This window comes from Robertmurraya sp. (genome assembly GCF_036676585.1).
Taxonomy (GTDB): Bacteria; Bacillota; Bacilli; order Bacillales; family Cytobacillaceae; genus Robertmurraya_A.
Genome location: NZ_JAKFCQ010000125.1, coordinates 1 through 22165 on the forward strand (window position 1 = coordinate 1; position 22165 = coordinate 22165).

Sequence of the window (22165 nt, forward strand, 5' to 3'; positions counted from 1 at the left end):
GCATGGATCTTTTTCGCTCCTCGCTCCTAAAAATATCCTTTAATTCAACTATATTCCGATATTCGTTGATCTAAGAAACTTGGACTAACTGAAAATCTAAGAAAACAGGAGAAAAACCGAGATATGCGTTTGTTCATAGAGGGAGATTAATGCAGTAAGGATTATCTCTTTGACCAATAGTTAAGAAATTTGTTCCTAAGCGACGACTGGCAGAGGGTATGTTATAATGGACGTGTGTTAAAAACCCTTATTCACTATTTATAGGAGAGTGCTTATCATGATTATCAAGTTCATTCGTTTACGTTAATTTGAGGTACAGTTCATCTATGCTCATCCATTTTTTGAGAAAAATGTGTGGGTTTATTTGGGTGTGCCTTTTTTCATTTAACAAATTCAAATGAATTGAGGAGATAATCATGGAAAAGATAAACAAAATTAACGGAATTGATATATGCACGGAGAGTTTCGGAAATCCAACTCATCCAGCAGTTTTACTAATTATGGGAGCTATGTGTTCGATGGTTTATTGGGATGAAGAATTCTGTCAGCGATTAGCAAACACAGGACGTTATGTTATTCGATTTGATAACCGAGATGTCGGACGTTCTATTGCCTATGAACCGGGGAATTCGCAATATACTGTGATAGACATGGCTGATGATGCTGTTGGGGTACTGGATGCCTTCGGTATTGACCAAGCACACATTGTTGGAATGTCATTGGGCGGTATGATAGCTCAGATCATAGCAATAAAGTATCCTTTAAGAGTTCTAACTCTAACTTTGATAGCATCGAGTATTTTCGGGTCTGATGACAACAATCGGAATTTGCCTCCTATGGATAAGAGCATACTAGATTACCATGCTAATGCAGCCACTCTAAATTGGTCTGATGAAGAATCGGTTGCAAATTACTTGGTTGCTGGGTCACGCTTGCTTTGTGGCTCAAAGCATACATTTGATGAAAAGAGAGTTTATAAACAGGTTACTGCGGAAATAAAACGAGCGAACAATCTACTCAGCATTTTTAATCATGCACTTCTTAAAGGTGATGCATCCTATGAAGGAAAGTTAAAAGGAATCAATTTACCTACTTTGGTTATCCACGGTACAGAAGATAAGATACTTCCATATGAGCATGGTCTAGCTCTTGCAAATGAGATTCCAAATGCATCGATGCTAACCCTTGAAGGATCGGGTCACGAAATCCATTCCGCTGATTGGAATAACATAATTAAGGCTATTTCGAATCATACTTTAGTCGTGTAAGCTTACTGAGTGTCCAATCGTATAACATCCAAGAAGGGTTACAATTGAGATTTGTAACCCTTCTTCCATTAATAATTAGGAATCGTTACTGAACGGGATTCTATAGTTCATTAACGGCTGCAGTCTTTTTTTATTGAGGTAAAGGGAGATTAGTGAATAGATTAGTAGATGTAAATAGATTACATATTATACATATTCTTCACTAGTTCATTTTGTGTATTAATAGATTTTGATAATCCACGGTTGTCTAACTACTTTTGTTGAAAAAATTCATAAGATATACAAGCAAGATTAATAATGTAACAAGAGGTGCTGACGATGTCCCTTTATTTTCGTAACTCCACCCCTAATACCATATTCTTTTGCTTTGTCCACAGAGCAAATCCTGTGGATTGTCCTGAGGGATATGGAAAGAGAGGTTGGTTCCGTCTGGCACCTGGTGCGACAGAGCTTGCTTGGGTCGGAAGTGCCAGAAGGGTGCGTTCATACTACGCCGAGGACAATTTTGGACATGTGTGGTCTGAAAATGACCCCATCACCCACATCCCTAATTCGGCTTTTACTTGGTGCCTGAATAGAAGGTGCAGTCCCACCTTTATTTTACTAAGGCTCTGCAGAAGCTTAGGGTTTAGAACAATACTTTCCCTTGAGGAAGACCTAATACTCGAATTGACATTGACAAGTAACCGAAGAACATCCAAATTAGGTAATGTTCGTATAGAATTGCCAACAAAACGAAAACTCAAATATCGAAAATATTCGCATGGCATTATCAATAAAACGAAAAGACAAGGTAGACTTAAATGAGCTAATAAGCAAGGGTAGCCAGGAAGACTTGGTTACTTTTTCTGTTTTATCTACTAGACACATAATAAACATTGAATGCTGAATTAATGGATGTAAATTATAAACAAGTTATTTAGCTAAACGGGATTCGCTACTTTAACAACCTAATATGTATTAATCCCCTCCCAATCTAGCAAAGCTGGAAATAAAGAAACAAAAATTCTTTGGGAGGGGTTTGTTTTGAATCTAAGTGAATTGTGGAAGTTGTATAAAGCTGATAAACGTATTCTAGGGTTCAGTCCTCATACATTAAAAGCCTACTTGCTTCAATTAATTGTACTCATTCGTGAAATAGGTGATTTGGAGCTAGAAGAGGTTTCTTTGCCGTTGTTAAAAGAATATCTGGCAAAATAGTCTGAACGTCTAAAGCCCAGTAGTTTGGGTCATCGAATTCGATTCATAAGATCTCTTTTTCGATATGCTTTTGAAGAAGGATATATCTTAAGAAATCCAACCCTCAAGCTAAAAGAACCAAAGTCTGATAAGAGAATACCCAAGTTCTTGATTGAAGAAGATGTTATTCATCTCAAGATATCCTGTCAATCCCTTCGTGATCATGACCTATTACAATTCTTGTACTCTACAGGTTGTCGTGTTGGTGAGGTGCATCGATTAAATATTAAGGACATCAATTGGGAAAACGGATCAGCGATTGTCAATGGGAAAGGTTCTAAACAGCGAGAGGTCTATTTTACTACGGAATGTAAAGTATGGTTGAAATAGTATTTAGATAGTCGGGAAGATAACTGTGAGGCACTCTTTATAACAGAGCGTAACCCCATTCGTCGGATGACGATCCCAACACTCCGTTAAGCTGTAAAGTTAATTGCAAGACGTGGAAGGATTCCTGTAAATGTCTATCCTCACCGTTTCCGACACACATATGCTTGTCAGCTATTGGATAACGGTGCTCCATTGGATTTTATTCAGGGGATGCTGGGGCATGAAAAGGCATCTACAACACCAATTTTTGCTCATTTGCGTGGAGAGCGCCGAAGATAACTTTATAAGAGATTTTTCTAAGGAGCCGAAAGGCTCCTATTGTGGTATTGGGCAGGATAGCGAAATAAATTAATACCAATAAGTGCTTTGGTTGGTAATCATTACCATTAACACTACCAGCGATAAAAGGGGTAGAAAAAGACCAAACCTTAATGCAAAGGGTACAAAGGTTTTCTTTATGAAATTTACCGATATATGTAATGTTAAGACCATATCAGTGAAAAAAGACTTTCTTTAAAAAATGAAAGTGCTTTTCACCGTTAATTACCCCTGTGGAAATCAAATTAACGGAAAGCCTTGTCTAAAGATGCTTGAGCTAAAATGACAGCAGAATCTAATATAGGAAGTGGGCTGTTCTCAGAATTTATGAGCATCGGGATTTCTGTACAACCTAATATTACCGCATCTGCCTCGATTTCTTTCATTTCATCAATAAGATTCAAATAGAAGGTTCTAGATTCTTCATTAATTATTCCCTTGTAAAGTTCACTTTCCAAAATTTGATTGACCATTTCTTTTTGTTCATCACTAGGATTGTAACATTCGATGTTATGACGGGATAAACAGACGGGATAAAAGTCTGCATTCATGGTCGCCTTCGTACCGAGTAAGGCGACTTTTTTATATCCTTTAGATTTTGCAACCTCCGCCACTGCATCAGCAATATGAATAAGGGGTAAGGAAACCTTTTCTTCGATTTTGTTGAATACTATATGTGGGGTGTTTGCAGAGATGACAGCAAAGTCTGCTCCAGCTTTTTCGAGCGCATTGATACCAGAAGCAAGATAAGAAGCACATTCCTCCCAATTCCCTTGTTTTAACATGTTTAAAAAGTCTAAAAATCGCACACTAAAAATTACGATTTCAGGATATCCTGTATCACCGTGTTGCTCAATATATAAGCGTGTCAGAGTATTATAAAATAGAGCAGTTGATTCTGCACTTAGCCCACCTAAAATTCCTATTCGTTTCACAATTTTACTTCCTTCCCTAACATGGTTTATCTTATTGTAACAAAAAAATATCTATTCAACTATCGAGGATCTTTAGTGTAGTAAAGCAACTTGGTGAGGTGTTCTTGTGAAATTTATTCTTGGAATTATTCCAGTTGTTATCATATCCTTTTTCGCTTGAAAAAGATGAGAAGGTTGGAAAGGTCGAAATAAGTTATGAGTAGCTTGTGCTGTACTAACGAGGATCGATTCGAAAAAAATGGCAAAATCAATTATGTATCATTAACTGAAGACGGCAACCAAGTTCTTCAACAATTGGTTCATGATGTATCTGATGACAGAACTCCATTTCCCTTGAAATGAATCAAATGGGTAGTGGTGAAACTGACCAATTTCTAAAGATGGGATATAGTTTACTTCAACATGGCAAAGATGAGAACTTTATTAATTGGATTAAGAAACCACTAGGATGAATATTGATGAGAGAGGTGAATGCAGAAAATGACCCCTGAACAAGTGAAGGGTTTAAAGGCTGCATTCGGCAGTCTTTAAAAAGATGTAGAGTTGTGGATCACCAAAAATACGTAAGCCGACAGCAATCCAGCTATCGGCTTTTCATCAAAAAAAACAGTTTTATTGATTTCTTGAAAATGGTTGAGAGATATCAACATGTCCTGCCAAGGTTTCTGCTGGCTTGCCATTGATTAAAATTTCAACTTGCTGAATTTCTGGAAATTGAAACATCGTTTTTAAAAGAGCTTCGATAGCCATTTCTTCCGCACTGCCACCAAGATTGTAGACATTTTGATCAGATACATCAATTGTCAGTTTTCCATCCTGTATTGAGGTTTGGTTAACATTAAAATTCTGAAATAACGGAACATAGTGTTGATTGGTTGGCTTCTCCAGTAATTTCAATGCAAGGCGGTATTTGTCACTTTCCTTTTGGTAAGTTAATTCTTTTTCTTCAGATTGGAGTTCGGTTAAATTAGGATCGGTGTAATAGGTTTGAATTTTAATCGATTTCTCTTGATTTGGTGCACTTATACTAGATGGATTACTCTTTGAATTATCTTTTGAGTTCTGATTTGATACATCAGTTGAAGCAGATGAGCTATGATCCGGTCCCTGCGTTTGATTTGAGGGCGGTGCAGAACCTTCTGTTTGGAGAGACCCGCAACCGGTTAAAAAAATCATACATAAGGAAAGAAGCGAGAATGCTATTTTCATAAAATCACCCTATCGATTATTTTGATAGTATTCGTAAATGGCATCTGCCAAGCTTTTTGCGATCCGTTGTTGAAATTCCGGTTTCAGCATCTCTGTGTTCTCCATTTTATTCGAGATAAATCCTACTTCAATTAACGCAGCTGGCATCGTCGTGTGACGGGTTACAAAGAACTGGCTTTGCTTGAGTCCACGATCTGGAAAACCAGTGGCTTCAAGAAGATGTCGATAGACAATCTCAGCAAATTCCTTGCTGTTTTCATGCGTATAGAAGACTTCCGTTCCACGAGCTTCCGGTGCAAACGAATTGGCATGGATGGAAAGGAACAAATTGCCCTTCGTTTGATTGGCTAGATCCACACGATCTTGTAAAGTAGGGTAAGTATCATCGGTGCGGGTCATTTTGACTTCGATTTCGGGATATTGATTTAATTCATTCACGACTTTGTTTGTTAAGGATAAGGTAAAGTCCTTTTCATAATTGCCAGCTATTCCTTTGGCACCCGAATCTTTTCCCCCATGTCCAGGATCCATAACAATGACATATTTTGGTTGACTATCGGGCGATCGAATTTCTTGATTAAATTGAATCATTTTTTGATTCACATCCAGATCGCTCTGAATCTCTAACTCATCCAAGGAGGAAAGGGGTACGAACAGAGTTCCATCAATCCTTACCGCACTTCGTTTACTCACATCTAAGGAACCAACTACATCCAGCTTCAATGAATTTCCGCGGCCAGAAGTAATGGTTACTTTCGCACTGTGATCCTCTTCATCCACTTTTAGAGAAAAGGGTTGTTTGATTTTAGATAATGGTACGTAAGGTTCCTCTTTGATTTGAAACACCTTATATGTATTTAATAGAGATTGATCGTTGATCTTAATAGAAAAGGGGGAATTGACTAAAGCCACTCTTGATAAGGCATCCCATCCCACACTAAGACCTAGTGTTTCGCCAATGAAGCGAAGAGGAACAAGGGTTCTTCCGTGATCAAGAATAGGAGATAGCTCCATTGGAATAACTTTTCCATTTACGATGGCATTCCGATTTTGGATAGTGAGTTGTAAGCTCATCTGATCGTTGTTAATCGTCACTTTGCGTTCATCATCATTCCATTTGATTTTCATCCCTAAAGACTCTGCAATGACTCGAACAGGGACTAATGTTCGTCCATTGACCACTTTAGGAGATACATCCGATTGTAGAAGGTTTCCGTTTACCATCAAATGAATATTTTCTTTTGCCGATCCTGTTAAAGGGTTTGTCAACAACAGTAAAAGAATTGTACTTACTAATAAAGCTAAATTTTTCATATAAGCCTTCCTCATAATTGTATGAAGTTTAAAATGATTAGAATGAATGCTTGTACATTTCACTTCCCTTCTCCTGATAATTAAGGAAACAATTAATAAGTTCCTTTTTAAAAAAATATCCCCTCATACTTATAACTTAAAGTTATTACCATTCTTTTATCGATCTGTGTCCTTTTTAATAAATTATAGAAGTACAATTTAGTGGTCATCATTACCCATGTTTTATTTATTGGCTAAGTGTCGTGTCTATGGGCTATTCGTCACTTTACCAAATCTAATTCTTCTTACCCGCATGGTGATCGCGTTGAGTGTATTTTTATTATCCATGCCATGGTGTGCCTAGTATCTGTGTACAGCATCTACTACTATTTGACTAATTTATGCATTTACGGTCAGAAAAATGGAGGTTTTTTTCGAATCGTAATTTTGTAGATCAAACGGGAGGAGGTGATAGAATTGCGCATATCAAGTTTTGTGATTTGCAGTTTGCTTGCGGGTCTCATTTTATTCTTCCCAACGGATTCATTCGCTGCTACCAATGAGCTAAGTGATCAAAAATCGAAAAACCAATCTATTCATTCGATGCAGAATAATGGACTAGTAGAAAAAGAAGAAAAAATTCAGCTGAAGCTTGAAGATAAATCGTCTGATCCAGCGAAAAGAACTGTTCTCAAATCAGCGAAAAGCATGAAGCCAGCAGAAAAAGCAATTCCGAAGAATCACGACCAAAAAATCAAAAAAATGGTCCAAAAACGGAAAATAGAAAAAGCAGCAGAGGATAATGCATCAACCCGACCCAAAGGGTCTAAGGCAATGCTTCCTGTTGAAAAAGTAAGCAAGCAAACACTGGAAGGGCAAGAGAAGAACGCAGCACTTTTAAAAGAAGAAGAGAAAAGGTCAATGGAATATAAGTCCTCGGAACCTAAAACTCAATCAATGAAGCGGAAACAGAGATCGGCTTCACCTTTTTCGGTACCGAACAACGAATCCCCACAACAATATCCTCCAGCAGTGGTGCCCTTAGTGCAACTACCTGTTGTTGCAAAAAACAACAATGGAAACGGTGGCGGTGGACAAGATGTAATTCCTTTTAAAGATAAAGCGTGGATCGTTTCCAATGGCTTTCCGGAACAAGTCTGTTTGTTACAATCTTTTATGTCGAGAGCAGATTGGTTTGGAAGCCAATGGGTTAATGCCCCTCCGACTAAACCACCGAGGATGGCTTCTTCATTATTCATGTAAAATCTCAATTCTCAAATTTTAAAAAATGAAAATGAAGGAGCCAATCTAAATCATGAAAAAATCTAATTCTACTCTTGTAAAGACATTAGTATTTACAGCAATGTTATCTATTTCCGTATTCGTTGGAGCTGAAGTGGAGGCAGCGGGCCATAAGCCGGAAAAAGCGGGCCAACAAGCCAGTCACAAGGCCGCTTCACACAAAGCTGATAAAGCAGAAGTGAAGGTCAAAACAACGGTAAAGGCGGAGAAGGAAGAAAAGCAAAAAGAAAATCCTTCTGAACAAAATAAAATCAACTCGCAATCAGAACATGCAAGTAAATCGGCAGTTGAACATGCAAATGAAAAATCGGCTGTGATCGTTGGGATGAAAGCTAGTGAGCAAGAAAAAGGAACGAAGACATCCACAGAAGAAACGGCTGTAAATGTAGAAGCTGAGACGGTAGATTTAGAGCAATCTGACGCAATGACTGATGCGAACGAGGAAATTAATGATAACGAGACAACGGAAGAAACTACTGAACCGGCAACAGAGAGTCTTTCCGTTGAAAACAAAAGTAATGCTGAAGCGTCCAAACATGCAAGTAAATCCGCAAAAAGACATGCTTCGGAATCATCCGCTGTTTTAGCTGTTGAATCACCAGAAGAGGAAGAAAATGAGGATACGCCAAGGGAAGAGAACAACGCTAAGGAATTTTTCCTTGTGTATATATTAACAATAAAGAAGCTTTTTCTATCTGTCTTTTTTAATGGGAGTGTATAATATTTAACAATACGAAAGGGCTGCAGAAGGTTTGCAGCCTTTTTCTTTTGGTAGAATATCTAACAACATTCTCTATATCCTTCACCCTGTTGACAGGTATTCATTTCATCCTTCTGCTTTCCTTTTTTGGAGGGTTAGTAAGTGAAAACTACATTTTCGCAGCATCCTAAACTTAAATAATATTTAGAAAGTGATGATCATGGTTGAAGTGGTGGAGGAAGTTTTATTTGGACAAAAGCAAAAGCTTCACTATTTTACAGCGCTCCCTTTTGGTGTTGCTCATAATACGAGGGGATTCGAGAGCATCATAATGATGCTCACGATCCTGTTTTTATTTGCTCAAAGAACGGGCAGAAATGTTTAAGATCAAGCAGGGTGAATCATACCATAGAGAAATGAGGTTCGTTATATGATGACAAAATTCAGCAAGTGAGTTGGAGGAATGTCCTTCATCAGGGCTCTGAGGGACAAAATGCAGCTAGTAAAATGTTGTTAAACTATCAGGATTCGATAGCTAAATAACACAAAATGATAAATGGCAGCCCATTCGATGGCACCCTATTGTGCCATTGGTTAGTTCAATTACGAACATCAGAAAAACCTCTCTTGTTTTAAGAGAGATCACATAAAATAACCGCAATATGCATTAGATTTTGTAGTTTTTGGTTTAGGATTGTGAACAGGAATCCTCCCCAATTCATTTGGGAGATGAAAGTGAACTTTTGCTCGGCATCCCTTAACGGGATGTAACGGGCAAAATAGGAAACAAAAGGTAGAAAAGAGAGCGTCTGTTCGGTATGCTCTATGTATGGAAAGGAGGGAGCGCAATTTTAAATGATACTTGCGGATGACCGTCGCTAGTTCATGCTTTCTAAAATCTGAAATCATAACTGTGGTTGAATTGCAGCAAGAGGGCATCAGAAAAATGCCGTGAATATTTGTTTGGCAACACTGCTTTTCAAGTTCGTTTGGCATCATTCCAAACTGATCTCCGGGAATGGGCACTAACTGAATATGGAGCATTTTTGCCAACTCGATAAAGTTTGAATAAGTGTATAGGTCGGTTGCAATGCGATTACCGGGCTTAAACAACGCAGTCAATGCAATTGCCAACGCATTTTGTGCACCGGAAACAATCGCTATATGCTCTTGGTCTGCACAAATGCCGAAAGATTCCATCCAGTTTAGCCTCGCCGTTTTTTGATGTGGAATACCAGTCGGATCATTGTAATTCAGTAGTTGCTCTAAATAACTTTTATCCGCGACCTTTTGAATAATCTCTGCTACAATACCATTGGTTTGCTCAAAAGAGGCTACAAAACCAAGATCAATACAGTCTGTGATTTTATCTGTGGAAATGGTAATAGAACGAGCAGCATTAGGAGCGACAAAGGTTCCGCTTCCGGCAACTGCATAAATCAATCCCTTCAACTCGCATAGCTTGTAGGCGTGGGTAATAGTGGTAAAGTTTAAGTCCAGATAATCTGCCAGTTCTCGTTGCGGTGGTGCTTTACATGAAATGAGTACCCAAGTACGAAAAGAACTAAAGATCATTCCGGCTCAAGTAAAGGAAGTTGAGCATGTTCAATACGTCTACTCTTGTCGCCGTTGTGAAAGCGAAGAGACCAACACACCCATTGTTACAGTACCCGTGCCCGCTCCGGCTTTTCCAAAAAGTTTGGCATCCCCTTCTATTGTAGCCTATGTCATGAGCCGAAAATATGTCGAGGGCATGCCCCTTTACCGTCTGGAACAACAATTTGCTCGTCTAGGTGTAGAACTGCCTCGTTAGAATCTTGCCAACTGGATGCTGAGCGGGGGCTCATACCTGGTTAAGTTTTCATGAAACTCCTCTTTCTTCCAACTCCAAAAATTATATTTCTAAGTGTTGACAATGTCATATAAATGGAATATGATTTCTGAAATATCAAATACGCTGAAAAGGAATAGTAAGATTTTATGAACGATCAGAGAGCTGTTGGGTGGTGCGAAACAGCCGTAAAATAAAATCCGAACTCACCTTGGAGTAGCTCACTGAAATTTAGAAAGTAGGTGGAGTCGGAGCCTAACCGTTATAGTAGGAGGATATAAGGTTTGATAAAACCCGTATCTGTTAGAGTGCATACCGTTTTTGGTATGAATTAGAGTGGTACCGCGTAAGATGTGAAGTCTTTCGTCTCTATAAGTATAGAGATGAAAGGCTTTTTTGTGTTTCAAGTGAACGTACAGAAGCAAGTATTAGGAATGAAAGGGTGGAAGTTAAATGGAAAATCATGAAAAATATTCTAGAAGTTACTTTATGCCTCCGGTTAAGAGCTTGAAATGGACAGAGAAGGAGTATGTTACCGAAGCTCCAATATGGTGCAGTGTAGATCTTCGGGATGGAAATCAGGCTTTGGTCGTTCCCATGAATTTAGAAGAGAAGCTCGAATACTTTCAACTGCTTTTGAAAATAGGCTTTAAGGAAATAGAGGTCGGCTTTCCTGCATCATCGGAAACGGAATATGCTTTTTTGCGCACCTTAATCGAACAAGATTTGATCCCAGATGATGTGACCATTCAAGTACTGACGCAATCAAGAGAGCATATTATCCGTAAAACGTTTGAATCGCTGCAAGGTGTGAATAAAGCGGTGGTGCATCTGTACAATTCAACCTCCGTTGCTCAGAGAGAGCAGGTATTCAAAAAATCTAAAGAAGAGATTATCGACATTGCTGTAACAGGAGCAAAATTATTGAAGAAATATGCGGATGAAACCGAAGGGAATTTCCAGTTTCAGTATTCTCCGGAAAGCTTTACGGGTACAGAGATAGAGTTCGCACTTGATATATGCAATCGGGTACTGGATGTATGGCGGCCGACGGCGAATAACAAGGTGATTATCAACCTTCCAGCTACGGTGTCACTCTCCATGCCTCACGTTTACGCAAGCCAAATTGAGTATATGAGTGATCATTTGAACTGGCGGGACAATGTTATCCTGTCACTCCATCCACACAATGACAGAGGAACCGGGGTTGCAGATGCAGAGTTAGGAATGCTTGCCGGAGCGCAGAGGGTCGAAGGAACACTATTTGGAAATGGGGAAAGAACAGGTAATGTTGATATTGTAACACTTGCTCTAAATATGTTTTCGCACGGCGTGGATCCGAAGCTTCATTTTGAACATATCCCCGAAATCATTTCTGTATATGAACGACTGACAAAAATGAAGGTGGGTGAGAGACACCCATATGGTGGTGAACTTGTCTTTACCGCATTTTCAGGCTCACATCAGGATGCTATTGCCAAAGGAATGAAATGGCTTGAGGAAAAAAAATGTGAGCATTGGACGGTACCATATCTATTGATTGATCCGATGGATATTGGCAGAGAGTATGAAGGAGATATCATCCGGATTAATAGCCAGTCTGGTAAAGGGGGGATCGGTTATATTCTTGAACAAAAATACGGGCTTGATTTGCCTCAACAAATGCGTGAGAACTTCGGATATTGTGTTAAAAATGTATCGGATCATTTACACAAGGAGCTTAGGCCAGATGAAATATATGACATTTTCATAACGGAATATGTGAATATAAATGCTCCTGTAGAGTTTATAAATTATAGATACACTCAGCAAGATGATTTTCAAACCATCGTCTCCATACGAGCAAATGATAATGTTATGGAATTTCTAGGTGTAGGAAATGGAAGACTAGATGCAATCTGCAACGGTCTTCAAAACAAACTAGGGATTACTTTTACAAATTTGTTTTATAACGAACATGCTCTAGAAATTGGATCTGGATCACAGGCTGTAACTTTCATAGGTATAACTGCTACGGATGGTACGGTGTATTGGGGTTGCGGAATGGATGTAGATATTATGACCTGTTATGTAAAAGCTCTATTTAGTGCCGTGAACAAAATGTTAATCGGAGGAAATGTAAGTTGATGAAAAGAGTACCAGAACGTACCTAGACTGGAATATAGATTTATACAGAAATTATACAGTTTTTAAGTGCATAGTTGGCATTTTCTTATTTGACTAAAATCAGCTAATATCTTGTCAATACTTGTCTCTTAAAATTTTAAAAACTAATGCTATACTAAAAATGTGCATGCCAAATAACCGTCCAATTTATTGATGGAAGGTTTTGTGTTTATTGGTCCAATTTGGCGATTAAGCTATTTCAAGGAAGGACTTTTTGCTCTTTAGAACGGCAATCTCATATTCTTTAATCTCTCCAGCAAGAGCATCAATCTGTTTCTGTAGGTTTGATAGATGCTCTTGATATTGGAGAAGTAGGCCAATATTTTCCTTTGCCTAGCGTTTTGAACAATTTGTACAAATGCAAGCAAGTCGGGCCTTTACGGCAGGAGAAGGGATCTTTATCATCAAGGGGAAAGATGAGGTTGGTTACTTTGATGTTGAACTGTCGGCGGGAGATGTAATGATCCTCTCAGTACCAGTCAATACGACTTACTTTTTTACCTTGATCGAAAGCCGGCAGGTCGTCGCTGTCCGCTTGTTCATCGATCCGGCCGGGTGGGTTGCACATTCCTATGGGGATACTTCCTTTAAAAAATAGGAAAACTTGGTAAGACCGAGACTGGCTCTGAAAGTAGAAATGTATTTTAGGGTCCGCTTATATGATTTTTATAGGATAAAAGGCTAACTCCATTGACTTGAGTTAGCTTTTTCATTTATGGCATAGCATCAAAAGTTATAGGATCTTTATGATTGTTTTGTATTTTTAATATATAAGGCTAGTTATCCTGTATCCATCCAAATGATTAAGAAGTTTGGCGAAGATCGGTTCTGGGAAAAACAGAAATCACAATATGAGCTGATTGTGTTAGCAAAAAAAATACAGCAAGATATTATGGATAATGTGAAAAAAGCCAATCCAAAAGCAGAGTCTAAAGAAATAAATATGCTATTTGCAAAGAAATATGAAGAACTATTGATTTCTCAGGTGAAAAATTGAATTATTAAATCGAGAGAAAAAGTAACAAATATAATGGAAGAATTAAGGGTCGTTCACTAGAATAGATTCATAAAACTGCATATATATATCTTTACTGAAAGGTTGAATCCTAATGAACTAAAACCTAGTGCAGGAAATAGAACAATTAAAAGCAGAACTTTTAGATTTGTATGATATGAAAAAAAATCTTTAGGATCCTGATATTTTTGTAATTTCAGGTGGTTTGATAAAAAAATAAAAAACTGGAGTCTATTTATAATCATTCTGATACAAAAAAAGATGTAAATTTCAATGACAGGAGAACAATACGTGGAATTACAGAATAGAACCGAAGTTAGAAAAGGTACGATCCCACTCGGAAATTTGGTCAGCTGGTTGTTCAAAGATGTAACTGTTCAGAACATGTCTAACGGGCTTATTTCTGCTACCTTGATCATGACAGGTCCAGCGATTATTCTTTTGGATGCCGCTGCTCTTGGTGGCTTTACGAATCAGCAGTCCATTAATTGGATGTTTTCCGTTTATTTTTTTGGCGGCTTATTCGGTATTCTGATGTCATTACGGTACCGTATGCCCATTACGGGTGGACATTCCTTAACAGGGGTTGCTTTTTTGTCCACGGTTACAGCTCAATTCACCTATCCGCAGCTGATAGGCGGGTATCTCATGTCGGGATTGATCATACTTCTTATAGGTATGTCTGGTTTATTTACCAAGATGATCAAATGGGTTCCCAAGGAAGTAATCTCTGGGATGTTGGCTGGTCTAGTAACCAGCTATGTCGTTCGGCTTGTCCCGGGAGTGAAGGAATTGCCGATCGTAGGAGGAGCAGCGCTAATCAGTTATTTTCTGCTCATGAAATTTGCCAAGCAAATACCTCCTGCATTGGGTGCTGTAGTTGTTGCCATACTCACGCTGTTGGGAACACAGGGGCTAGAAATAGACCAGATGGGCAATTCTTTCTTCATTCCATCCATTCAGACACCAGAATTCACTTGGATGGGGCTGCTTAGCTTAGCTCTTCCTCTTGCTATGCTAATTCTAAGCAACGATGCCTCACCTGGTATAGGAGCACTGGAGAGCACCGGCTATCATCCGCCGATTCGCCGTATCATTTCTGGAACTGGTATTTTTTCTATTATTACGGGATTCTTCGGTGGACAGTGTTCCAATATAGCGGGGATGATGACTGCGATTTGCTCTAGTGCGGATTCCGGGCCAAAGTCAACTCGTTACGTAGCCTCTTTTGTTTCGGGAATGGCGATGGTGCTGTTTGGTATTTTTTCCTGGAAGATCGTTCCGTTTATTCAATCCCTGCCCAATGCGCTCATTTCTATGTTATCCGGATTTGCCCTGATTGGTGTTCTTCTATCGAACCTGCAATTAAGTTTTAGGGGCAAGAACTATACCTTGAGTTCGTTAATAGCGTTTATCATTGCTTTATCTAATGTATCTTTTTTTCATATTAGTGCACCGGTATGGGCACTCCTATTTGGCGCAGTCCTTGCAAGGACAATCGAAAAATAAGCTCTAAAACGGGATATCGAGGAACTATTTGATATTATATTTAAAGGCGTGAAGGATTTAACGTGTATCTCACGACAATCATACTTGATTGGTTAGAGAGGTGGAAGCCAAAGCTGTATTTAAGCTTTGAGTAAATTGGATTGGGGTGTTGAAAAGTTCCGGGAGGAATTAGTGAAGATTACAGGAGAATTGGAAATCAAAGGAGAAGATTTGACTACAGGGTGGAATGCCGGGTATTTTTACAGGGTTCATGAGCAAAAACAAAAAGGATTCTATTATGCCGGTTTATCAGTCCCGATTGGCCGCATGAATGCTGACGAACTATACCAATTGGCTCGATCAGCGGATGAATATGGGGACGGTACTCTTGGAACATGTAAATCACAAAATGTATTGATTCGCTATATTCCAGAAAATAAGATTGAAGAATTTAAATTAGAACCTCTGATAGTGAACCGCTTTAAGCTGCAACCAAATAACTTTTGTTGGTTATGCTGTTTCCTGTACGGGAATTGAATACTGTAATTTGGCCGTGGTGGAGACGAAAGAACGGATGAGAGCCCTAGCGGAATATTTGGATCATACAGTAGAATTGGACACCCCTCTCCGTATCCATATGGTCGGCTGCCCCAATTCCTGCGGGCAACGGCAAATTGCGGATATCGGTCTGCAAGGCGCATTGGTCAAAACGGAAAACGGCATGATGGATGCCTTTGATGTATTTGTGGGAGGAACATTAGATGTGCAATCCCGCTTTAACCAAAAGCTCAAGGCCCGAGTGATGGCTGATAGGCTTGGACCTTTTCTTGCACAATTAATCGAGTTTTATAAAAAAGAGCGTGTTGATCAGGAGAGTTACTGGGAGTACGTAGAGCGTGTAGGCGTTGGCCATATACAGGGTCAAGCAGATAGACTATTAATTCCTATAGTGGATTGATGAATTGATTTGAAATATATGAGGAAAAATGAAGTTAGATCTAGCCCTTCGGTAAGAAATGCGGAGGGCTTTAATACAGCGAGGCAGTAAGCTGTTAAAATCATTTCTTAATAAATGGAGTTTTTAGAGGTTTACAAATCTCTTAAAGGTAAGTATAATACCAACTATAAAACGTAATTATTACGATTGATTTACATGCTCTCATAGAGAGGGTGTAAATATCTAGTCTCTTTGAAAACAGCGCTTGGCAGTAAATGATCATAGAAATGGAACTCGACATCGATAACGAGTTCCATTTTTTACATAGGATAATTCAAAACTTTATTTTACTCACAATATGGAAGACATTCACTAAACTTGTCCGCATATAACTTAATGGAGTAGTGTTATAAAGGAGGAAATTATGATTCATTGGATACGATTAACCGCGATTGAAATAACAGGGGCAGTCTTACTTGGCTGTATATTGTTTTTGGTATTTACTGGCGGAGACTTTATGAAGGTTCTAGATGGCGCAAACTTTTCTATTCCTTCTTCCTTATTAAGCTTAAACACTATTTTCTTAAGTATTTTAATCGAAGCTATTCCTTTTGTCCTTATTGGTGTTTTAATATCGGGAATGATTCAAGTATTCGTCACGGAAGATCATATACGTCAGTGGATTCCTAAGAACCGTTTTATGGCTGTGCTGATGAGTTGTGTAATTGGCGGATTATTCCCTGCGTGTGAATGTGGGATTGTCCCTATTGTAAGACGTTTAGTTTCAAAAGGTGTTCCTGTATTTGCAGGAGTCGGTTTTTTATTAACGGGACCGATCATCAATCCCATTGTAATTATTTCTACCTATATGGCGTTTGGTAACGATGCTAAAATAGCAGGGCTGCGAATGATATTAGGTTTTGTCGTTGCTATGATTGTAGCTTTGATCATTAGTATTACGTTTAGGGGTTCTCAATTGAAACAGGGCAATATGATGATTCCAATTGCTTTAACAAACGCATCAAAGCCGCCCGTGAGTAAACGCATAAGACAAATGCTAGAGCACTCGATAGACGAGTTCTTTGATATGGGGAAATATCTGATTCTGGGGGCATTTTTTGCAGCATTTGTACAGACTTATGTTTCAATGAAGTCTATTGTTGATATCGGGGATGGAGTGGCGTCCTCTTCATTGGTCATGATGGGTATTGCTTATTTGTTATCCCTTTGCTCTGAGGCAGATGCCTTTATCGCTGCTTCTTTTCGCAATCTTTTCCCGGTGACATCGTTGCTTGCATTCCTAGTCTATGGACCTATGCTTGATTTGAAAAATACGATCATGATGTTGGGTGTTTTCCGAATCAGGTTCGTACTTGTTCTCATCTTTTTAATTACGGTCGTTGTATTTGGAAGTGTGATGGTCGTTCACACATGGATATAGGAGGTGAAAAAGATGAAATTTCAATTCCAACAATTGCTGAGAGCATTCATATTATTGGGATTTGCGGGCTTTATTTTCAAGCTCCACTATACAGGCGATATTGGAAAGTATATTAATACAAAATATGTAGGGTTCAGTCAAGTCGCTTCGGTCCTACTGGTTTTTCTTTTCTTTATCCAGTTACAGCGCATATGGGTACCGAAAGAGAAGCTTCACCATCATAATCATGAATGTGATCATGGACACGGATGCGAACATGATCACGGGTTTTCTTCCGGTTGGTCAATGAAACCATTATTTTCCTACCTAATTTTGGTTATTCCTTTGCTAACCGGATTTGTTTTGCCAGCTAAGACCTTGGATGCAGATATGGCATCGAAGAAAGGCTTATTGTTGTCTTCACCTGCTACTGGGGAGAAATCTTCAAGGGAAACTTCGACACCAATTCCACAAGAACAAATTTCCATAATGGCTAACGACAGTACGGGAAATTCACAAGGATCTTCTGAACAAAATGATACTTCCATTGTTTATTTTGATGACTTATACGATGAAAAAATAAAGGAGTTAATGAGTCAACCCATTATTAAGATGACGGATAAGAATTTTGTTTCCTATTCGGATACGATCACACTCTATCCAGAAAAGTTCAAAGGAAAACAGATTGAAATGACGGGTTTTGTGTACAAGGAAGAGGGGATGCAATCAAAAGAGTTAGTAGTTTCGAGATTCATTATTACTCACTGTGTGGCAGACGCGGGAGTGATCGGATTTCTGGCGGATATGGATGATGCAAAACAATTAAACAAGGATACATGGATTCAGATACAAGGAATCCTTGATGTGGGAAGCTATGGGGATATGGAAATGCCCGTCATCAAAGTAACCAGTTGGAAAAAGGTGAACGCACCTGCTGACCCTTATGTATATCCTTAGATATGAGAACGGACCTTTCTTATAGTGTAGAGAAGAGTCACCTTTTGAGTCTGCTTCGTTTGACAACTACTTTGAATTCGTTTTAACTGTATTCTAGAGACTGGTGATTAGCTCGTGATGGAAAAAAGGCTCCACGCACAGGAGCGTGTAAGTATACACCAAATTTCTAGAGATTGGAGCAATTTAATAATGTATCGCAATTTAGAAGACTGCATAATCGATTTAGAAAAGAATGGACATTTGGTCCGTATTCGCGAAGAAGTGGATCCCTATCTTGAAATGGCTGCGATTCACATGAAAGTTTATGAGGCCAGCGGTCCTGCTTTGTTATTTGAAAATGTAAAAGGTTCGAAGTTTCGGGCGGTATCCAACCTTTTCGGTACATTAGAGCGCAGCAAGTTTATCTTCAGAAATACCTTGGAAGCCGTACAGAACGTTATGGCTCTGCGCAACGATCCAATCAAAGCGCTAAAAAATCCGCTGAAACATATCACAACCGGGTTGGCTGCATGGAAAGCCCTGCCTTTGAAAACATCTGAGAGCATACCGGTTACCGCACAAGAAATCAACATATCCGACCTACCGCTTATTCAACACTGGCCAATGGATGGCGGTGCTTTTATCACGTTGCCCCAAGTGTATAGTGAAGATCCCGAAAAGCCAGGAATTATGAATTCCAATCTGGGTATGTACCGTGTTCAACTGGGTGGCAATGAATATGAAATGAATAAAGAAATTGGTTTGCATTATCAGATTCACCGAGGTATCGGAGTCCATCAGGAAAAAGCGAACAAACAAGGAGTCCCTCTAAAAGTGAGTATTTTTATAGGCGGGCCCCCGGCGCACACCTTGTCAGCCGTCATGCCCTTGCCAGAAGGTTTGAGCGAGATGACCTTTGCCGGACTGCTTGCAGGACGTCGTTTTCGCTACAGTTATATCGATGGCTTCTGTATTAGTCATGATGCTGATTTTGTTATAACCGGAGAAATTCATCCTGGCGAAACCAAACCGGAGGGCCCCTTTGGCGATCATTTAGGTTATTACAGCCTTACCCATCCTTTTCCATTAATGAAAGTACATAAAGTGTATGCCAAGCCAAATTCCATATGGCCGTTTACCGTCGTTGGACGTCCGCCACAAGAAGATACCTCATTCGGCGAGCTCATCCATGAGTTAACAGGTGATGCGATCAAACAAGAAATCCCGGGTGTAAAAGAAGTCCATGCGGTAGATGCTGCGGGAGTGCATCCCTTGCTTTTTGCGATTGGCAGTGAACGGTACACTCCCTATCAGCAAGTAAAACAGCCGACCGAGATGCTCACGATCGCCAATCGAATTTTAGGAACAGGACAACTAAGCTTGGCTAAGTATTTATTCATTACGGCAGAAGAGAATCAACCAATAGATACGCATTGTGAAGCGGATTTTTTAACCTATATTTTGGAACGGATCGATCTGCATCGAGACATTCATTTTTATACCAATACGACCATCGACACTCTTGATTATTCAGGTACTGGGTTAAATAGCGGCAGCAAAGTTGTCTTCGCAGCTTATGGGGATAAAAAAAGAGATTTATGCCAAGCGGTACCCGGCATTTTGAATGAATTACGGGAGTTTGAAAATGCACGATTGGTGATGCCGGGCATTGTAGCGATTCAAGGGCCTAAATTTATAGATTACACTAAAGCACAACAGGAAATACAAGGTTTATGTGATGCTATTCAAGCAAAAGGTCCGATTCCATCTTGTCCGATGATTATTCTATGTGATGACAGTCCATTTATGAGTGACACAATCAAAAATTTTCTTTGGGCTACATTCACGCGCAGCAATCCTTCACATGACATTTATGGTGTGAATAGTTATTATGAGAACAAGCATTGGGCTTGTGATAATTTGATTATTGATGCCCGTATCAAACCACATCATGCACCGCCATTAGTCCCCGATGCAACTGTTGAAAAAAACATTGAGCGATTATTTGTCAAAGGGGCTAGTTTGGGTGGGTTAAATTTACGGTAATCTGGTTTAGTTTATCACATAGATTCTTTGGCTTACGGGATGACCGTAAGCCTTTAAACATACATGGTTCAGTGATTAGGTGGCGGACAAAAATTTGGCGGATAAATTCAATAATCGGCGAGGCTTCGTTACCCGTGATCAGAAGCCTGAAATCATCAGAAATCTTCCTTTCAAAAATGGGTTATGATAAAATAGTTGGAAGAAGGAGTTGAGAACCAATGGATGATAGGGAATTGATGCAACTTATACTTGAAAAGTTGGTATCGATTGAACAGGGCCAAAAAAACTTAGAGCAAGGATATAAAAATTTAGAGCAAGGGTATAAAAACTTAGAACAAGGATATAAAAATTTAGAGCAAGGCCAAAAAAACTTAGAGCAAGGACAGGAAAACTTAATAAAAGAGATTCAAACGAATAGACAAGCCATTCTGGAATTGAAATCTGAAGTAGAGGAAATTAAACACTCTTTGCGTTACTATGATTTCAAGATCGTGGAGCATGAGAAAGAGCTCTTTAAAATGAAAAGCTAATTCATCAGAAATAGACCTCTGCTATTTACACCTGCCTATATGACTTTCGATTAACTTTTGGTTAATCGGAGAAATTCTGACTTTATGTTTCAAGGCCCATAAAGAACAGAAGTAACCGCCATTAAACTCAAAGTCCCATACTTCCTTCTCACCCCGGATGCTTTTCCCTCCATCTATGAAGCGCATAAAAGCTTAAATACAAAACACAATCAGCAGCATAAGACCACCCCAAATTCCACCATAGATGATGTTCCATATTATTTGTTGCAATGGCTATCAATTCAATACAAATGGCTAGGAGGGAACAGTAAAAGATATGGCGGACAACACGAATGTATGTCTTACGTTAAGGGAGTGTTTGGAGAAAAAGATAAGTGATGATAGGATAGACCCCCAGTATCTTAAAGGACATGACGAAAAATATTATGAAGTTTATCAGAGGCGGGATATTCTCATAATGGGTATACATTCGTTCCTCTATTGTTAGGTCTTGATTTTTTTTTAGATTTTCTAGCCTTTAATGTAGTACAATTCTAGTTAGGTTTCCTAATATATAATGAGGAGTGAAAATGATGAGTATTGTCCATCAATTCAAAGAAATTCCTACTACTTGCATTTCTGATACGTTGCAAGGCTTAAACAATTTGGCTCCCAGCATAAAGCCGTTGAAAGACGAATATCGAGTTGCAGGAAGAGCTTTTACGGTCAAGATGCCTGTTGGAGACAATATGGTCTTTTTAAGAGCGATTAGAGAGGCTAAGCCGGGAGATGTCTTGGTCGTTGATGCCAAAGGAGATACATATCGTGCCATTGCGGGTGACTTTGTAGTCGGTTTAGCACAAACTTTGGGAATCGCTGGAATTGTTGTAGATGGGGTTATTCGGGATGTGGAGGGAATTAAGAATTTGAATTTCCCTGTTTTCTGCAAAGGGACAACAGTAGCAGCCAGTGGAAAAGCGGGGATGGGAGAAATCAATGTGCCTATCTCTTGTGGAGGAACGTCCATTTATCCAGGTGATATCATAGTGGGTGATGCAGATGGTGTGGTTGTCGTTCCACAAGCTAGAGAACAAGAGATTTTGAAAAAGTCGTTAGAAAAGGTAGAGTTTGACTTGAAGCGAGCAGAAAAAGTTTCAGGTAAACGAGAGGAAACTATAAAATATCTGGATGATTTTCTTTCAAAGTAAATAAAGAGACAAATT

General features: G+C 39.1%; 19 protein-coding genes, 3 pseudogenes and 1 other annotated feature. Of the genes and pseudogenes, 18 read left to right on the forward strand and 4 right to left on the reverse strand.

The window, feature by feature from the left end:
• Nucleotides 1-413: 413 nt before the first annotated feature.
• The 3 genes and pseudogenes from mle to ACGLXV_RS17010 all read left to right on the forward strand — a co-directional run bounded on the left by mle (nucleotide 414) and on the right by ACGLXV_RS17010 (nucleotide 3116).
• Nucleotides 414-1268, forward strand: coding sequence for an alpha/beta fold macrolide esterase (gene mle, locus ACGLXV_RS17000; protein WP_391559582.1), 855 nt, complete (start codon nucleotides 414-416; stop codon nucleotides 1266-1268).
• 1026 nt (nucleotides 1269-2294) lie between these two features.
• Nucleotides 2295-2468 (forward strand): hypothetical protein, encoded by a 174-nt coding sequence (locus ACGLXV_RS17005; protein ID WP_391559564.1) that lies wholly within the window; start codon nucleotides 2295-2297, stop codon nucleotides 2466-2468.
• A gap of 219 nt (nucleotides 2469-2687) precedes the next feature.
• Nucleotides 2688-3116, forward strand: a pseudogene (locus ACGLXV_RS17010) (tyrosine-type recombinase/integrase).
• Nucleotides 3117-3400: 284 nt separating this feature from the next.
• On the opposite strand, the gene ACGLXV_RS17015 reads toward ACGLXV_RS17010, so the two are convergent.
• The 3 genes from ACGLXV_RS17015 to ACGLXV_RS17025 form a co-directional block, all read right to left on the reverse strand.
• On the reverse strand, nucleotides 3401-4090 hold the full coding sequence (locus tag ACGLXV_RS17015; protein ID WP_391559565.1) for an aspartate/glutamate racemase family protein: 690 nt from the start codon (nucleotides 4088-4090) through the stop codon (nucleotides 3401-3403).
• 612 nt (nucleotides 4091-4702) lie between these two features.
• Nucleotides 4703-5299: a GerMN domain-containing protein gene (locus tag ACGLXV_RS17020; RefSeq protein ID WP_391559566.1), complete on the reverse strand. Its 597-nt coding sequence runs from the start codon at nucleotides 5297-5299 to the stop codon at nucleotides 4703-4705.
• Between the two features lie 9 nt (nucleotides 5300-5308).
• Complete coding sequence (locus ACGLXV_RS17025; protein ID WP_391559567.1) at nucleotides 5309-6613, reverse strand: N-acetylmuramoyl-L-alanine amidase; 1305 nt, start codon at nucleotides 6611-6613, stop codon at nucleotides 5309-5311.
• 456 nt (nucleotides 6614-7069) lie between these two features.
• Between ACGLXV_RS17025 and ACGLXV_RS17030 the strand changes: the two genes are divergently transcribed.
• The 3 genes from ACGLXV_RS17030 to ACGLXV_RS17040 all read left to right on the forward strand — a co-directional run bounded on the left by ACGLXV_RS17030 (nucleotide 7070) and on the right by ACGLXV_RS17040 (nucleotide 8979).
• Nucleotides 7070-7855, forward strand: coding sequence for a hypothetical protein (locus ACGLXV_RS17030; RefSeq protein ID WP_391559568.1), 786 nt, complete (start codon nucleotides 7070-7072; stop codon nucleotides 7853-7855).
• Between the two features lie 52 nt (nucleotides 7856-7907).
• The gene (locus ACGLXV_RS17035; protein ID WP_391559569.1) at nucleotides 7908-8615 is read left to right on the forward strand and encodes a hypothetical protein; all 708 of its coding nucleotides are present in this window, start codon (nucleotides 7908-7910) and stop codon (nucleotides 8613-8615) included.
• 199 nt (nucleotides 8616-8814) lie between these two features.
• Nucleotides 8815-8979, forward strand: coding sequence for a hypothetical protein (locus tag ACGLXV_RS17040; protein ID WP_391559570.1), 165 nt, complete (start codon nucleotides 8815-8817; stop codon nucleotides 8977-8979).
• Nucleotides 8980-9440: 461 nt separating this feature from the next.
• Here the strand turns inward: ACGLXV_RS17040 and ACGLXV_RS17045 are convergent.
• A pseudogene (locus ACGLXV_RS17045) lies at nucleotides 9441-10127 on the reverse strand (aminotransferase class I/II-fold pyridoxal phosphate-dependent enzyme); the annotation flags it as partial.
• Here ACGLXV_RS17045 and ACGLXV_RS17050 point away from each other — a divergent pair.
• The 12 genes and pseudogenes from ACGLXV_RS17050 to ACGLXV_RS17105 all read left to right on the forward strand — a co-directional run.
• Nucleotides 10114-10404: pseudogene (locus tag ACGLXV_RS17050) on the forward strand (IS66 family transposase zinc-finger binding domain-containing protein); the annotation flags it as partial. The pseudogenes ACGLXV_RS17045 and ACGLXV_RS17050 sit on opposite strands and share 14 nt — an antisense overlap.
• 138 nt (nucleotides 10405-10542) lie before the next feature.
• Nucleotides 10543-10799: a binding site (T-box leader), on the forward strand.
• A gap of 79 nt (nucleotides 10800-10878) precedes the next feature.
• Nucleotides 10879-12552 carry a 2-isopropylmalate synthase gene (locus tag ACGLXV_RS17055; protein ID WP_391559571.1) on the forward strand — a complete coding sequence of 558 codons (1674 nt, stop codon included), beginning with the start codon at nucleotides 10879-10881 and terminating at the stop codon, nucleotides 12550-12552.
• 397 nt (nucleotides 12553-12949) lie between these two features.
• The gene (locus ACGLXV_RS17060) at nucleotides 12950-13189 is read left to right on the forward strand and encodes a hypothetical protein (protein ID WP_391559572.1); all 240 of its coding nucleotides are present in this window, start codon (nucleotides 12950-12952) and stop codon (nucleotides 13187-13189) included.
• A gap of 201 nt (nucleotides 13190-13390) precedes the next feature.
• Nucleotides 13391-13588 carry a hypothetical protein gene (locus tag ACGLXV_RS17065; protein WP_391559573.1) on the forward strand — a complete coding sequence of 66 codons (198 nt, stop codon included), beginning with the start codon at nucleotides 13391-13393 and terminating at the stop codon, nucleotides 13586-13588.
• A gap of 309 nt (nucleotides 13589-13897) precedes the next feature.
• Nucleotides 13898-15115, forward strand: coding sequence for a benzoate/H(+) symporter BenE family transporter (locus ACGLXV_RS17070; RefSeq protein WP_391559574.1), 1218 nt, complete (start codon nucleotides 13898-13900; stop codon nucleotides 15113-15115).
• Nucleotides 15116-15286: 171 nt separating this feature from the next.
• Complete coding sequence (locus ACGLXV_RS17075; RefSeq protein WP_391559575.1) at nucleotides 15287-15631, forward strand: hypothetical protein; 345 nt, start codon at nucleotides 15287-15289, stop codon at nucleotides 15629-15631.
• A gap of 37 nt (nucleotides 15632-15668) precedes the next feature.
• Nucleotides 15669-16052 (forward strand): hypothetical protein, encoded by a 384-nt coding sequence (locus ACGLXV_RS17080; RefSeq protein ID WP_391559576.1) that lies wholly within the window; start codon nucleotides 15669-15671, stop codon nucleotides 16050-16052.
• A 403-nt stretch (nucleotides 16053-16455) separates the two neighbouring features.
• On the forward strand, nucleotides 16456-17472 hold the full coding sequence (locus tag ACGLXV_RS17085) for a permease (protein WP_391559577.1): 1017 nt from the start codon (nucleotides 16456-16458) through the stop codon (nucleotides 17470-17472).
• Nucleotides 17473-17484: 12 nt separating this feature from the next.
• Nucleotides 17485-18408, forward strand: coding sequence for a TIGR03943 family putative permease subunit (locus tag ACGLXV_RS17090; protein ID WP_391559578.1), 924 nt, complete (start codon nucleotides 17485-17487; stop codon nucleotides 18406-18408).
• Between the two features lie 189 nt (nucleotides 18409-18597).
• On the forward strand, nucleotides 18598-20433 hold the full coding sequence (locus ACGLXV_RS17095) for a UbiD family decarboxylase (protein WP_391559579.1): 1836 nt from the start codon (nucleotides 18598-18600) through the stop codon (nucleotides 20431-20433).
• A 218-nt stretch (nucleotides 20434-20651) separates the two neighbouring features.
• Nucleotides 20652-20963, forward strand: coding sequence for a hypothetical protein (locus ACGLXV_RS17100; protein ID WP_391559580.1), 312 nt, complete (start codon nucleotides 20652-20654; stop codon nucleotides 20961-20963).
• A gap of 569 nt (nucleotides 20964-21532) precedes the next feature.
• Nucleotides 21533-22150: an RraA family protein gene (locus tag ACGLXV_RS17105; RefSeq protein ID WP_391559581.1), complete on the forward strand. Its 618-nt coding sequence runs from the start codon at nucleotides 21533-21535 to the stop codon at nucleotides 22148-22150.
• Nucleotides 22151-22165: the final 15 nt, after the last annotated feature.

Coding starts and splice junctions, on each gene's coding strand:
- ACGLXV_RS17020 (WP_391559566.1), bottom strand. CDS start 5,299: ATGAAAATAGCATTCTCGCTTCTTTCCTTATGTATGATTTTTTTAACC.
- ACGLXV_RS17025 (WP_391559567.1), bottom strand. CDS start 6,613: ATGAAAAATTTAGCTTTATTAGTAAGTACAATTCTTTTACTGTTGTTG.
- ACGLXV_RS17035 (WP_391559569.1), top strand. CDS start 7,908: ATGAAAAAATCTAATTCTACTCTTGTAAAGACATTAGTATTTACAGCA.
- ACGLXV_RS17040 (WP_391559570.1), top strand. CDS start 8,815: ATGGTTGAAGTGGTGGAGGAAGTTTTATTTGGACAAAAGCAAAAGCTT.
- ACGLXV_RS17055 (WP_391559571.1), top strand. CDS start 10,879: ATGGAAAATCATGAAAAATATTCTAGAAGTTACTTTATGCCTCCGGTT.
- ACGLXV_RS17060 (WP_391559572.1), top strand. CDS start 12,950: ATGCAAGCAAGTCGGGCCTTTACGGCAGGAGAAGGGATCTTTATCATC.
- ACGLXV_RS17065 (WP_391559573.1), top strand. CDS start 13,391: ATGATTAAGAAGTTTGGCGAAGATCGGTTCTGGGAAAAACAGAAATCA.
- ACGLXV_RS17080 (WP_391559576.1), top strand. CDS start 15,669: ATGAGAGCCCTAGCGGAATATTTGGATCATACAGTAGAATTGGACACC.
- ACGLXV_RS17085 (WP_391559577.1), top strand. CDS start 16,456: ATGATTCATTGGATACGATTAACCGCGATTGAAATAACAGGGGCAGTC.
- ACGLXV_RS17090 (WP_391559578.1), top strand. CDS start 17,485: ATGAAATTTCAATTCCAACAATTGCTGAGAGCATTCATATTATTGGGA.
- ACGLXV_RS17095 (WP_391559579.1), top strand. CDS start 18,598: ATGTATCGCAATTTAGAAGACTGCATAATCGATTTAGAAAAGAATGGA.
- ACGLXV_RS17100 (WP_391559580.1), top strand. CDS start 20,652: ATGGATGATAGGGAATTGATGCAACTTATACTTGAAAAGTTGGTATCG.
- ACGLXV_RS17105 (WP_391559581.1), top strand. CDS start 21,533: ATGATGAGTATTGTCCATCAATTCAAAGAAATTCCTACTACTTGCATT.